Source organism: uncultured Sulfitobacter sp. (genome assembly GCF_964021855.1).
Taxonomy (GTDB): Bacteria; Pseudomonadota; Alphaproteobacteria; order Rhodobacterales; family Rhodobacteraceae; genus Sulfitobacter.
The window spans coordinates 822,190-835,767 of the sequence record NZ_CAXHZD010000002.1 but is presented as its reverse complement, the minus strand read 5'-3'; the positions used below and the strand labels follow the sequence as shown (position 1 = coordinate 835,767).

The window sequence follows — 13,578 nt, the reverse complement described above, 5'->3', positions numbered from 1 at the left end:
TATCTCCATTTGGAATAGGACAAGAGATCATTTTGCGGGGTCGAGTGACGCTTGGGCTTGGTCGAGGATGCGCTTGGCCTCTGAGCCGTGGAGTTTGGCAATGTCGTCTTGGTATTTGAGGATCGCGCCGAGGGTGTCAGCGATCACCTCGGGGCTGAGGTTGATCACATCCAATGCCAGCAGGCATTTCGCCCAGTCGATGGTTTCCGCCACGCCGGGTTTCTTGAAGAGGTCTTCGGTGCGCAATTGTTGAACGAAGGCAACCACTTCGCGGCTGAGGGATGTGGAGGCTTCGGGGGCGCGGGCCGCGAGGATTTCCATTTCACGGTCGAAATCAGGGTAGTCGACCCAATGATACAGGCAGCGGCGCTTGAGCGCGTCATGTACCTCGCGGGTCCGGTTCGAGGTCAGGATCACGATGGGCGGTTCGGGCGCTTTGATCGTGCCCAGTTCCGGGATCGTCACCTGAAAGTCGCTGAGCGCCTCGAGCAAAAATGCCTCGAACGGGGCATCGGTCCGGTCAACTTCGTCAATGAGCAAGATCGGCGCGCCGCGGTCGTCGGGGCGCATTGCCTCAAGCAGGGGTCGTTCGATCAGGAAATCATCGCTGAAAAGCTCGGTCGTTAACGCCTTGCGCGAGGCATCGCCTGCGGCTTCGGCGGTGCGGATTGCCACCATCTGCGCCGGGAAATTCCATTCATACACGGCTGACGATGCATCGAGCCCCTCGTAGCATTGCAGCCGGATCAATTTACGGTTCAGCCCCGTGGCCAGAGCCTTGGCAATCTCGGTCTTACCGACGCCTGCCTCCCCTTCCAAAAACAACGGGCGGCCAAGGGTCAGGCTTAGGAAAACCACCGTGCCCAGCGCGCGGCCACACACATAGCCCTGCCCCTCAAGCATGGTTTGTACGGCGTCGATCGACGATAAATCTGTCATGGCGTCCCCCTTGGACCACCAAAGGTGCATTCTGTCGCCTTATGGTCAAGAGCCAAGGCCGTTTTGGCCCCTGAACTCTGGCCTGTTCACCATGGTTTCTGTACGCGTTCCGAGGGTGAAATGGGCCCAGTTTTGCCCCAAATGCCCATGCATTTACCGCATTTATGCCGTATTGAACCGCTAATTTTGGTTAACAACGCAAAACACGCGCTTAAATCGAATGAGGACGCACTAATGATCGACGCACCCTTCACGATCGACGCCCCCCTGACGGGCCTACAAAAAGATGACTGGTTGCTCGCCGTGTCCGAAGTGGCCGACGAGGACGGTTTTTTTGAAAACCTGGGCGATAAGCATTACGCGATCTTTGTGGAACGCAAACCCACCTTGCTGGTCACATTCGAGACCGTAAACGGCATGCGCGCCCTGTCGGAGATGTCGCACCCGTTGGGATGGGAAATGGTACGCAGCTATGGCTGGTCGCATTTGTGTATCGCCAGCGAAGGCGACACATGGTTTCGCGATCCGGCGGTCTATGACTTTTTCGACAAGCTGATTGACGACGGTTTTTTTGATAAATTCGAGCGGGTTGTTTTTTATGGTGCTGGCCCCGGTGGCTATGCCGCGGCGGCCTATTCGGTAGCGTCCCCGGGTGCGCAGGTCGTGATGATCCAGCCCCAAGCGACGTTGGACCCGCGGGTCGCTGAATGGGATGATCGCTTTGTCGAAATGCGCCGCACCGATTTTACGTCACGCTTTGGCTATGCGCCCGATATGCTGGATGCTGCCGAACAAGCCTTTGTTCTATATGACCCCAAAGTGTCGCTGGATGCCATGCATGCCGCCCTGTTCACCCGCGCCAATGTGACCAAGCTGCGCATGCCAAACATGGGTCTCGCCCTTCAAAGCGAGCTGCTGCATATGGATCAACTTGAAGCGTTGCTGAAGCTTGCGGCCGACGGCCAGTTGAACACGTTCAGCTTTGCCAAACTTTACCGCGCGCGGCGTGATTATCGCAAATATTTGAAGTCACTATTGGGCACGTTAGAAGCAGAGGGTCGTACCACATTGATCCTCCATCTTTGCCGTTATGTGAATGCGCGGATGCAAGCGCCACGTTTTTCCCGCAAGCAACGGGCGATTGAGGCCGAGCTCAAGCAGCAGGCAGCCGCACAAAACGCAACCGATGCCGAAGATACTGCAGTTGCGCCCAAGCAAGATGCGGATACGCCAGACGCCTTGAACGACAGCGCCGAAGAGTCAAAAGCAGTGTAAGCGCAGATCCGGTTTTGGTCCGGTAAATTACATGCCCCTCTGGTGCGGATCAGACCCCTGTGGTAGCTGATCGCCCATGACACAAACACTGACGCTTCGACGCCCCGATGATTGGCACCTGCACCTGCGTGACGGCGATATGCTGCGCGCGGTACTGCCGCATACTGCTGCCCATTTTGCCCGCGCAATCATCATGCCGAACCTCGTGCCGCCAGTCGTGCGCGGGGCGGATGCCGCAGCCTACCGCGACCGGATCATGGCCGCCCTGCCCCAAGGTGCCGATTTCACGCCGCTGATGACGCTGTACCTGACCGAGGATACCGATCCAGACGACGTCGCGGCGGCCCATGCCAGCGGTTTGATCACCGCCGTAAAGCTGTACCCCGCCGGCGCAACGACGAATTCGGCCAGCGGTGTGACGGATTTCGACAAGGTCGCCCCTGTACTGGAGCGCATGGCAGAAATCGGTCTGCCCCTGTGCACCCATGGCGAAGTGACGGACCCTGCCGTCGATATCTTTGACCGCGAAGCCGTGTTTATCGAGCGCGTCATGGATCCGATCCGTAAGCGCCATCAGGGTCTGAAAGTGGTGATGGAACATATCACCACAGCGGATGCCGCTGACTATGTACGCTCGGCCAGCGAAAATCTGGGTGCGACGATCACCACCCATCATCTGGTCATCAACCGCAATCACATCCTCGCAGGCGGGATCAAGCCGCATTACTACTGCCTGCCTGTCGCCAAACGCGAAACCCACCGGCTGGCGCTGCGCACAGCCGCGACCTCGGGCGATACGCGGTTTTTCCTCGGGACGGATTCGGCACCCCATACGGATGCCAACAAACTGTTGCCCTGCGGCTGTGCAGGGTGTTTTACCGCGCCAAACACCATGTCGATCCTTGCAGAAGTGTTCGAACAAGACGGCGCGCTGGACAAGCTTGAGGGGTTTGCATCGCTGAATGGTCCCGCGTTCTATGGCCTGCCCGCAAATACCCAAACCATGACATTGACCCGCACGCCCGCCACATATCCCGACCACATAGACACACCCGAAGGGCCTGTGACTGTATTTGATCCGATGATGCCGCTAAATTGGAGCGCCGCGTTAGATTGACCTGCCATTGGCATAGACTTTATGCCTTCGGCGAGGATATTTGAAAGCCAGAGAAGCCATAGGCCACCCCAGAAGGAAGAGACCCAAATGATCCCGACCAGCTATCCCGATTCGACCGAAATGGCGCGTTTGACGGCGCGGATGCTGCTTGAGATCAAGGCCGTGCATTTTAACGCAGCCGAGCCGTTTACCCTGGCCTCTGGCTTGCCGAGCCCGACCTATATCGATTGTCGCAAGCTGATCAGCTATCCGCGCATTCGCGCAACCTTGATGGATTTTTTGACCGTCACTGTGATGCGCGAAGCCGGATTTGAGGCGTTTGATAATATCGCAGGCGGCGAAACGGCGGGCATCCCCTTTGCCGCAATGGTGGCGGAACGGATGGCGCTGCCCATGACCTATGTGCGCAAAAAGCCCAAAGGCTATGGCCGGAACGCTCGCATCGAAGGTGAAATGACCGAAGGCCAGCGCGTGCTGCTGGTCGAGGACCTGACCACAGATGGCGGATCCAAGATCAGTTTTGTAGACGCGATTCGGGAAACCGGCGCCACCTGCGCGCATACGGCAGTGATCTTTTATTACGGCATCTTTCCGCAAACCGAAAAGACCTTGGGCGACCATGGCGTTAGCCTGCACAGCCTGTGCACATGGTGGGATGTTCTGGCCGAGGCCAAAGCCCAAAAAGCATTCGATGCTGAAACCTTAAACGAGGTTGAAGCATTCCTGAATGCGCCGAAGGAATGGCAGGACGCGCGGAAAAATTCGTGATTTTTTTACTCTATCTGGTAGATGATATATATTTTTCCGCAAAATCCTGTAGTATTCGGCCAGCGCAGGGTTATCCACAAGTTATACAATTTGCAGCAACCCTGCCCGTTCGGTTAAGTCCGAGGCTCGGGGCAGCAATCAGTGGGGTACAAGGTACGTGAACGAGATTTCCAGCATCAACACCAACGATCTGACAGTCCAAGCCCCTGAAACCATGCCTCATTCGATCGAGGCGGAACAGCAGTTGCTGGGCGCGATTCTGACCAATAACGACATCTATGACCGCGTGGCGTCGATCATTGGACCCAAGCATTTCTATGACCCCGTTCACGCCCGCATTTTCGAAATTGCCAGCGCGCGGATTGCGAAAAACAACCTTGCCTCCCCCGTGACGCTCAAGGCGTTTATGGAGGATGACGAGGGGCTGAAAGAATTGGGCGGCCCCGCCTATCTGGTGCGTCTTGCAGGTGCTGCGATCAGCGCCTTTGCGGTACGTGATTATGCGCAGATGATCTATGATCTGGCAGTGCGCCGCGATTTGATCCAGCTGGGCCGTGATATTTCCGCCAAGGCCGCGCAGGTCGATGTCATGTCAGAACCGCGCGAGCAGATCGTCGAAGCGGAACAACAGCTGTATAAGCTGGCAGAGCAAGGCCAGACCGAAAGCGGCTTTCAAAGCTTTCTTAAGGCCGTCACCGATGCGGTTAACGTGGCCAACGCCGCCTATCAGCGCGACGGGGGCCTGTCGGGCGTCTCCACCGGCCTGATTGATATGGATAAAAAGCTGGGCGGCTTGCACCGCTCTGACCTTTTGATCCTCGCCGGTCGTCCCTCGATGGGTAAAACGTCGCTGGCCACCAACATCGCCTTTAACGTGGCCAAGGCCTATCGCCGCGGCACCTTGCATGATGGCACAGAGGGCGCTGTAGATGGCGGCGTTGTGGGCTTTTATAGCCTTGAGATGAGCGCCGAGCAGCTTGCCGCGCGGATTCTGTCGGAAGCGTCAGAGATCCCATCGCAGCAAATCCGATCCGGTGACATGACCGAAGCCGAATTCCGCCGTTTCGTGGATGCGGCCAAGGCGCTGGAGGCCTGCCCGCTGTATATCGATGATACGCCCGCCCTGCCGATCAGCCAATTGGCCGCACGTGCGCGGCGGCTTAAACGGACGCACGGGCTGGACGTGTTGATCATCGACTATCTTCAACTGGTGCGCGGCACCGGCAAAAACGAAAATCGCGTGAACGAGATTTCCGAGATTACGATGGGCCTCAAGGCGATTGCCAAGGAATTGGACATCCCTGTGATCGCGCTGTCCCAGCTGTCACGTCAGGTGGAAAACCGCGAAGATAAACGCCCGCAGCTGTCGGATTTGCGTGAATCTGGATCGATCGAACAGGACGCCGATGTCGTGATGTTCGTGTTCCGCGAAGAATACTACAAAGAGCGTGAAAAACCCGGCGATCACGAGCTGGACAAGATGGCGATCTGGCAAGAAGAGATGGAGCGCCTGCACGGCCGCGCTGAGGTTGTGATCGGCAAGCAGCGGCACGGGCCGATTGGCACGGTCGATCTCAGCTTTGAGGGGCGCTTTACCCGCTTTGGCAACTTGGTGAAGCCATGGCAAAACAACGATGGCGACGATCAGGAATTCTGATCGTCAGCTTACTTGCTCCCCCAGTTTAAACTCTGAATCACACCGTCGCCGCGCGGGCAATTTCTGCGTCTGATAGATTATATTTCGCCGCAAACCGGCCCCGCGCCGCAACAAGGCGCGGATCGTCGGGGCGCAGACCCAAGGTTCGGATAAACTCAATACGTTGCTGGTGTTTCAAAGCATCGCGGTCAATCGCGGTGCCCATTGCGCGGTCGATCACTTCGCCGCCGGGGCTGACGTGGAACCATTTGCTGAAGTCACGAAAATGATGCTGGTTATGCAGCGTGGTCACATAGCGTTCAACCCGCGTTTTGGGCAGGTTCAAATGCGCTGTCATGTGAAACCATTCATAGGTCAGAAACGTCAGCACCCCGCCCACGGGCACAACGGCAACCGCGATCCAAAGCGCCTGCGCGACACCAAGCAGCGCCAACACCGCCCATAAAGCCAAGCTGTTCACCACCAACATCGGCAAGGCGACCCAGATCGGGACGAAAAACAGCCGCGTGTTTGTGGGAAAATCATGGTGGCCGTAATGCGCGACATAAAGCAGATCAAACGCCCACTGCCGTGTCGGCGGCGGCAGATGAAACACATAGCGGTGCAGATTGTATTCATTCAGCATCTGCGCGGCGATGCCCAAGGGGACCAGCGCCCAAACCCAGACCGGGGCGTACATCGCCAGCGCGATCACGCCAACACCGCACGCCACCGCCAATAAGGCGACGGCAGCGTGCGAAAACATGATGCGCAGTCGCATCATCGGCTTTTCCTTTTCAGGTTTACTCAGGTGCTTTGACCTCAAAGCGTAGACCTTTGGCAGTGTCCTTGTCGAACCCTTTCCAATAGCTGTGGTCTTCCTTTGGCGTGCCGTCTTCGTTCATCGACCAGACGCCATCGTTGGAGTTTTCAACCAGATCAAGGTATTCGCCAGCCGCCTCGTTCCCCTTGAGGTGGTTATCCATCCATGCGGTCACGAAATGCTGGGCGATGTTGTTCATGCGCGCCTGATCCCAAACCGGATCGGTGTAATGGCCCGACACGTTATAACCTAGTGCTTCGTCATGACGGTAGGATTCCGCAGGCGCGGGGATCGGTGCCGCCGCATTATGACCCGCGTTTTCAAAGGTCAGCAGGCTGCGGTTTGTGTTGCTGGCGTTCTCCCAAATCGCGCGCACGCCTTTTTCATAAAGCGACGTCATGTCTTGCGAGCCGGCCATGAACAGCATCGGAATTTTAATGCCCGACAATCCTTCGGCGTTCCAGAACCCGGTGTTCATCCCCCATGGGCCAATCGCCACGGCTGTTTTGATGCGTGGATCAGGCAATGCGTTATGCGTCTCAGACCCGGCCTGATGGATCGCCAAGGTGCCATGTGGACCGCCCCAGCTATAGGCAACCGACGCTTCGGTCACGCCCCCGCCCGAGGTGATGATGGCCCCATAGCCGCCCATCGAATAGCCCACGATGCCTGCGGTATCAGTGTTAACCAAACCGTTCAGGAACGATCCGTCTTCGGCGGACAGCCGCGCCATTTCATCCAGCACGAACAACTGGTCCAAGGACCGGTTGACCAATGTCGATCCGAAGGCCGCCTTGGTCCGATATGTCGAATCCGTGTGATCAATCGCCGCGACCACATAGCCTTTGGAGGCGATGTTTTCGGCCAAATGCGACATCAAAAAGCGGTTGCCCGGATAGCCGTGCGATACAATCACCAATGGGTAGGCCGCACCTGCCGCCGGGTCTGCATCGCGCATTGCCTGACCGTTCAGCGCAACCTCGGTTGTGCCATCGCGCAGGTATGCTTTGAATGCTGTGTCGCCGGTGGCCCCATCAGCCGCAGGGTACCAAACTTCGACGGCTAGCGGGCGGTCGTAGGTTGGCAATGTCTCGGGCTTGTCTGCCGATGGATCAATGGCCAGGATGTTAATCTGATCGGCATGAACCAGATCAATCTGGCGCACGCCAACCGCCATATCGCCATACGCGGCCAGTTCCGGCGCGTTTGGCAATTGCGTATCAACGCGGTTTTCTGCCCAAGCCATCGGCGCAGCAACACCTGCAACAACCGTTAAAGCTGGAATGAATTTAGATCCTTTGATCAACATCGGTGACTTCTCCCATTTGTAAAATCGGGCACTTTCCCGCGCCCTGACTATTGTCAGGAACAAGCTACCCGGTTCGGTGCATCTTGCAAGACAAACCCGGAAGTGCCGCTGCGGCACGTTTTCGTCAGATTGCCCGCCTCTGCTAGAACCCGGTTGAGGGTTGGTGCCCACTGTTTCTTTGGCCCGCTTATCACCCCAACCATTGCAGTTTTATGTCTTGGCGCGGTGAAACCGCCGGCACCCTGTGCTCGTTCACGCAAAGGCAATGTAACATAATCTGGGCTATTTCACGCAGCACACACGCGCAGGTGCTTGACGCGGGCGCGCATCCGGTCGAAACAAAAACCATGACAACAGCTAAACTTACCATCGATCTCAAGGCGCTTGCCGCCAATTGGCACGCGCTCAACCGCCTAAGCGGGTGCGAAACCGGCGCTGTCGTCAAGGCCAACGCCTATGGCTTGGGCATTGACCGCGTGGCCCCCGTGCTGGCTGCCGAAGGGGCGCGCGAATTCTTTGTCGCCGTCGCCGAGGAAGGCGTTGCCCTGCGCGATGTGCTGGGCCCCGGCCCCCGCATCAACATATTTTCCGGCCACATGCCCGGCGACGCCGATATGATTGGTCAGGCCAACCTGACCCCGATGATCAATTCCGTCGATCAGATGATCGGCCATGTCGAAACCCTGCCCGGTCACCCCTTTGGCATCCAGTTGAACACAGGCATGAACCGTCTGGGCATGGACCCCGCCGAATGGAGCGCGCTGCGCGACATCGCCCTGTCGCAGAACCCCACCATGGTCATGTCCCATCTGGCCTGTGCCGATGAGCCCGACCACCCGATGAACGCCGCCCAGCTCGAAATCTTTCGCGAGATGACAGCAGGCGTCGAGGTGCCCTTGTCCCTAAGTGCGACAGGCGGCCTACTGCTGGGCGACGACTATCATTTCGATCTGACCCGTCCGGGCATCGGATTATATGGCGGCCTGCCCTTCATTGACGCCCTGCCAGTGGTCACCCTCGACCTGCCTATCATTCAGGTCCGCGATGTGGATCAGGGGGCCTCGGTCGGTTATGCCTGTGGTTGGACCGCAGCGCGCCCGTCGCAGATTGCCACCGTTTCGGGCGGCTATGCCGACGGTCTGATCCGCGCCATGGGCAACGGTGCCACCCTCACCCACGACGGGCGCAAACTGCCTGTGGTGGGCCGTGTGTCGATGGACCTGATCACCGCCGATGTCACAGAGCTAGAAGATACCCCCTCGCACCTGCAGCTTATCGGACAGCATCAATCCGTTGATACGATTGCCAGTTTTGCAGGTACCATCGGGTATGAAATCCTGACCTCGCTTGGCGCGCGCTATGACCGTGTGTATCTAACGTGACCTATCTTGCTGCACTGGGGCGCGTGGTGCTTGGCATCCTCGCCGCTTTGGGCCGGATCACGATTTTCGCGTTCTCAGCCATACTGCACATCTTTCGCCCGCCGTTTTATCTGGGGCAGTTCCTGACGTCGCTGGTGCAAATCGGCTGGCTGTCGCTGCCTGTCGTGGGGCTGACCGCATTGTTCACCGGCGGTGCTTTGGTCATGCAAATCTATGCAGGGGGTGCGCGCTTTAACGCCCAAGCCGTCGTGCCGCAGATCGTCGCCATCGGCATGGTCCGTGAACTCGGCCCCGTGCTGGTTGGCCTGATGGTCGCCGCCCGCGTCACCGCCGCCATCGCCGCCGAAATCGCCACGATGAAGGTCACCGAACAGCTCGACGCCTTGATCACCCTTTCAACCGATCCGATGCGCTATCTGACAGTGCCGCGCGTGCTTGCCGCCCTGCTGGTGGTGCCGCTGTTGGTGGCCGTGGGCGATGTGATCGGCATTCTGGGCGGATATATAGTGGCCACCGGCTCGCTTGGCTTCAACCCGACGGCCTATCTGCGTAACACCGTCGATTTCCTCGAACCCCTCGATATTGCGTCGTCGCTGATCAAAGGGGCCGCTTTCGGGATGATTGCCGCCACCATGGGATGCTATTTCGGGATGCACGCAGATCGCGGCGCGCGCGGTGTGGGCCGCGCCACCAAATCCGCTGTCGAGGCCGCCGCCGTGCTGATCCTCGCGGCAAACTTTATCCTCACAGCCTTGATCTTTGCCCTATGATTACCCTGACCGACATACATAAAACCTTCGACGGCAAACCCATCCTGCGCGGCGTGAACCTGACCCTGCCGCAAGGAAAATCGACGGTTGTTATCGGTGCCTCCGGCAGTGGCAAATCCGTGCTGATGCGCTCCATCCTCGGCCTCGTCACCCCAGACAGCGGTAGCATCACCCACCAAAACGCCCCACTCGATCACAAGGCCTTCCTCAACGATTTTGGTATGTTGTTCCAAGGGGCCGCCCTGTTTGACAGCCTGCCCATATGGCAAAATGTGGCCTTCCGCCTGCTGCGCCAAATGCCCAAAGCACGCGCCCGCGCCATCGCCCTGCAAAAGCTTGACCGCGTGGGGCTGGATGCCGACGTCGCCGACCGCCTGCCCGCCACACTTTCCGGCGGCATGCAAAAACGCGCCGGCCTTGCCCGCGCCATCGCCACGGACCCATCGGTGATTTTCTTTGACGAACCCACAACCGGTCTGGACCCGATCATGGCCCGCACCATCAACACCCTCATCCGCGACATCGTCTCTGAAACAAACGCGACCACCCTTACCATCACCCACGATATGACCACCGTGCACAGCATCGCCGATCAGGTCGCCCTGCTGGACAAGGGCAAAATTCGCTGGCACGGCACACCCGCCCAAATGGCCACCGCCCAAGACGACCAACTTCAGGCCTTCCTCTTCTCTGGCTCTTAAATATCCTCGCCGGAGGCCCCGATCTGCGCCCCGCAGATCGCAAAATCGAATGGCGCGCACGCGCCTCCTGTCTTAGAACCCTCCCATGCTGCGCGTCTTGAACCTGTCCTTGCTCATCCTCTACCCCGTCGCTTGGGCCGCACCGCTGATGCGGGCGGGGGTGCTTCCACTGTTTGGCCTAACCGAAATCTCGGTTTTCAGCGGGGTGCGGGCGCTCTGGGCATCCGACGTCTTTCTGGCATTGGTCGTCACATTCTTCGCCTTCATCGCCCCCTACTTGAAAACCTTGGGGCTGGCCTTGGTGCAATTCAACCTGCTCGGCCCCCACGTCCTGCCCGCGCTTGCATTCATCGGTAAACTCGCCATGGCAGATGTGTTTTTGATCGCGCTTTATATCACGCTGGCCAAAGGCATCGGCTTTGGCCGGATCGAGGTCGCTTGGGGTCTTTATCTCTTCACCGCCTGCATTCTGGTGTCCCTTTGGATCAGTTGGAAAACCCAGCAAATCCAATCCGCGCGAGAAGCCGCCACCTAGCCTGTGTTTTTGCTTTGACCTCGCCCGCGCTGTCAGCCAAAAAGGCGCATGGCAAAATCTCCCGTCACATTTTCATGCACGTCTTGCGGTGCCAGTTTTAACAAGTGGTCCGGCCGCTGCGATGGTTGCGGCGAATGGAACACCATCGAGCAAGACAAAGGCATTTCGGCCGGCCCGCCCAGCAAATCGCTGGGGGCCAAGCGCGGATCGGCCATGGTGCTGACCGACCTAAGCACCAAAGAATCCCCGCCACCGCGCAGCCGATCGGGCATTGACGAACTTGACCGCGTGTTGGGCGGTGGTCTGGTGGCTGCATCGGCCATTCTGGTGGGCGGTGATCCGGGCATCGGTAAATCCACACTGCTGTTGCAAGCCGCCGCGCATTTTGCCCGTAGCGGATTGAAAACCATCTACGTCAGCGGCGAAGAAGCCTCCGCCCAGGTGCGCATGCGCGCGCAGCGGTTGGGGCTGGCGGATGCGCCGGTGAAACTGGCCGCTGAAACCAACCTGCGCGATATCCTGACCACGCTCGAGGCCGAACGCCCGGATTTGGCAATCATCGATTCGATCCAGACCATGTGGGCCGATAATGTCGAAAGCGCGCCCGGGTCGGTGTCTCAGGTCCGCGCCTCGGCGCATGAGCTGACCAGCTTTGCCAAACGCACGGGCGTGTCGGTGATCCTTGTCGGCCACGTCACCAAAGACGGCCAGATCGCAGGCCCCCGCGTCGTCGAACACATGGTCGATACCGTGCTTTATTTCGAGGGCGAGCGCGGCCACCAGTTCCGCATTCTGCGCGCCGTCAAAAACCGCTTTGGCCCCGCGGACGAAATCGGCGTATTCGAAATGACCGGCCAAGGGCTGGCCGAGGTTACCAACCCCTCCGCGCATTTCCTTTCTGAACGCGGCGAACCTGCTGCGGGCTCCGTGGTGTTCGCGGGCATCGAAGGGACGCGGCCCGTTTTGTGCGAATTACAGGCCCTCGTTGCGCCCTCGCCCCATTCGCAGGCGCGGCGCACGGTCGTGGGCTGGGATGGCGGGCGTCTGGCGATGATTCTGGCCGTGCTCGAGGCGCGCTGCGGCATCCCCTTTGCCGGGCTTGATGTCTATCTGAACGTGGCAGGCGGGATGAAGATTTCCGAACCCGCCGCCGATCTGGCCGTGGCCGCCGCATTGCTGAGCGCGCGCGAAGACGTAGCGTTGCCTGCGGAAACTGTTGTTTTCGGGGAAATAAGCCTGTCAGGTGCCCTAAGACCCGCCACCCAGACGGAAAATAGGTTGAAAGAAGCGCAAAAACTTGGTTTTACCAGCGCCATTGCGCCCGCAGGGGGAAAACCCGTGGGCAAAAACGGCATAACGCTTAATACCATGAGCGATCTAACCGGATTTGTAGGCGAAATATTCGGGGCTGGCTAACCGCCCCCACAAGGAAGGCAAAACGATCATGGAAGGTTTTACCATCATTGACGGGGTTGTGGCGCTTGTCATCGTCCTGTCTGCGCTCTTGGCATATAGCCGCGGTCTGGTCCGCGAGCTGATGGCCATCCTCGGCTGGATCGCCGCCGCCGTCGTGGCATTTCTATTCGCGCCCCAAGTCGAACCGCTGGTGTCCGAAATCCCGGTCGTGGGCGAGTTTCTGGCCGACAGCTGCGAATTGTCGATCATCGGCGCATTTGCCATCGTCTTTGCCATCGCCTTGATCGTGGTGTCCCTGTTCACCCCGCTGTTTTCGTCGCTGGTGCAACGGTCGGTGCTGGGCGGCCTTGATCAGGGGTTTGGATTTCTGTTCGGCGTCGCGCGCGGCATCCTGCTCGTGGCGATTGCGTTCTTTGTCTATGACACCGTGATCACCGGCCAGACCTATACCATCGTCGACGAAAGCCGCTCTGCCCAGGTATTTGGCAAGTTCACCGGCCAGATCGAAGAGCAAAACCCCGAAGAAGCCCTTGGCTGGATCACGTCCCGTTACGAAGCCCTCGTCGGCAGCTGCGGCGAATAACGCCTGATATAATTAGACGACGCAAAAGGGCCGCCCCGTGAAAAGGGCGGCCCTTGGTGTTTGCGTGCTGGTTTGGTTGGTCAGCTTTCGTGATGCGTGGCAAAACCGACATCCGCAGCCTCAATGTTCTACGCAGATGTGCCGCACACACTATCTCCGCAATGTGGCCGAGGCCAGTTTTCACGCCCCTCTGGACGGAGGTTCATATTCATACCGGACGTGGTGCTGGATAGGATTCAAGATATCAGTTCGCAAAAATTTCTCCAAAATGCGTACAGCTTCATGTATTATCTTGGGTAAATTCGTCGATTTGGTTTTTTGAGA

The 13,578-nt window shown here is 58.5% G+C and carries 13 protein-coding genes; 10 read left to right on the top strand and 3 right to left on the bottom strand.

The window, feature by feature from the left end; genetic code table 11:
• Nucleotides 1–27 precede the first annotated feature (27 nt).
• Nucleotides 28–939, bottom strand: coding sequence for a MoxR family ATPase (locus AADJ11_RS10310; RefSeq protein ID WP_341234420.1), 912 nt, complete (start codon nucleotides 937–939; stop codon nucleotides 28–30).
• A gap of 234 nt (nucleotides 940–1,173) precedes the next feature.
• On the opposite strand from AADJ11_RS10310, the gene AADJ11_RS10305 reads away from it, so the two are divergent.
• The 4 genes from AADJ11_RS10305 to AADJ11_RS10290 all read left to right on the top strand — a co-directional run bounded on the left by AADJ11_RS10305 (nucleotide 1,174) and on the right by AADJ11_RS10290 (nucleotide 5,756).
• Entirely contained in the window at nucleotides 1,174–2,214 is a 1,041-nt protein-coding gene (locus AADJ11_RS10305; RefSeq protein WP_341234419.1) for a phosphoadenosine phosphosulfate reductase, read from the top strand.
• 76 nt (nucleotides 2,215–2,290) lie between these two features.
• Nucleotides 2,291–3,331 carry a dihydroorotase gene (pyrC, locus tag AADJ11_RS10300; RefSeq protein WP_341234418.1) on the top strand — a complete coding sequence of 347 codons (1,041 nt, stop codon included), beginning with the start codon at nucleotides 2,291–2,293 and terminating at the stop codon, nucleotides 3,329–3,331.
• 87 nt (nucleotides 3,332–3,418) lie between these two features.
• A complete protein-coding gene (locus AADJ11_RS10295) occupies nucleotides 3,419–4,099 on the top strand; it encodes an orotate phosphoribosyltransferase (protein WP_341234417.1) in 681 nt (226 codons plus the stop codon).
• 157 nt (nucleotides 4,100–4,256) lie between these two features.
• On the top strand, nucleotides 4,257–5,756 hold the full coding sequence (locus tag AADJ11_RS10290; protein ID WP_341234416.1) for a replicative DNA helicase: 1,500 nt from the start codon (nucleotides 4,257–4,259) through the stop codon (nucleotides 5,754–5,756).
• Nucleotides 5,757–5,793: 37 nt separating this feature from the next.
• Here AADJ11_RS10290 and AADJ11_RS10285 read toward each other — a convergent pair whose 3' ends face one another.
• Nucleotides 5,794–6,519: a sterol desaturase family protein gene (locus AADJ11_RS10285; protein WP_341234415.1), complete on the bottom strand. Its 726-nt coding sequence runs from the start codon at nucleotides 6,517–6,519 to the stop codon at nucleotides 5,794–5,796.
• 19 nt (nucleotides 6,520–6,538) lie between these two features.
• A complete protein-coding gene (locus tag AADJ11_RS10280; protein ID WP_341234414.1) occupies nucleotides 6,539–7,867 on the bottom strand; it encodes a dienelactone hydrolase in 1,329 nt (442 codons plus the stop codon).
• A 347-nt stretch (nucleotides 7,868–8,214) separates the two neighbouring features.
• Between AADJ11_RS10280 and alr the strand changes: the two genes are divergently transcribed.
• From alr to AADJ11_RS10250, 6 genes are all read left to right on the top strand, one after another.
• Nucleotides 8,215–9,249 (top strand): alanine racemase, encoded by a 1,035-nt coding sequence (alr, locus tag AADJ11_RS10275; RefSeq protein WP_341234413.1) that lies wholly within the window; start codon nucleotides 8,215–8,217, stop codon nucleotides 9,247–9,249.
• Nucleotides 9,246–10,019 carry an ABC transporter permease gene (locus tag AADJ11_RS10270; RefSeq protein WP_341234412.1) on the top strand — a complete coding sequence of 258 codons (774 nt, stop codon included), beginning with the start codon at nucleotides 9,246–9,248 and terminating at the stop codon, nucleotides 10,017–10,019. The genes alr and AADJ11_RS10270 overlap by 4 nt, the downstream gene beginning before the upstream one ends.
• Nucleotides 10,016–10,720 carry an ATP-binding cassette domain-containing protein gene (locus AADJ11_RS10265; RefSeq protein WP_341234411.1) on the top strand — a complete coding sequence of 235 codons (705 nt, stop codon included), beginning with the start codon at nucleotides 10,016–10,018 and terminating at the stop codon, nucleotides 10,718–10,720. Before AADJ11_RS10270 ends, AADJ11_RS10265 begins: the two co-directional genes overlap by 4 nt.
• A gap of 85 nt (nucleotides 10,721–10,805) precedes the next feature.
• Nucleotides 10,806–11,255: a paraquat-inducible protein A gene (locus AADJ11_RS10260; RefSeq protein WP_341234410.1), complete on the top strand. Its 450-nt coding sequence runs from the start codon at nucleotides 10,806–10,808 to the stop codon at nucleotides 11,253–11,255.
• Nucleotides 11,256–11,303: 48 nt separating this feature from the next.
• Complete coding sequence (radA, locus tag AADJ11_RS10255) at nucleotides 11,304–12,671, top strand: DNA repair protein RadA (protein WP_341234409.1); 1,368 nt, start codon at nucleotides 11,304–11,306, stop codon at nucleotides 12,669–12,671.
• Nucleotides 12,672–12,699: 28 nt separating this feature from the next.
• A complete protein-coding gene (locus tag AADJ11_RS10250; RefSeq protein WP_093915998.1) occupies nucleotides 12,700–13,254 on the top strand; it encodes a CvpA family protein in 555 nt (184 codons plus the stop codon).
• The last annotated feature ends 324 nt before the right edge of the window (nucleotides 13,255–13,578 follow it).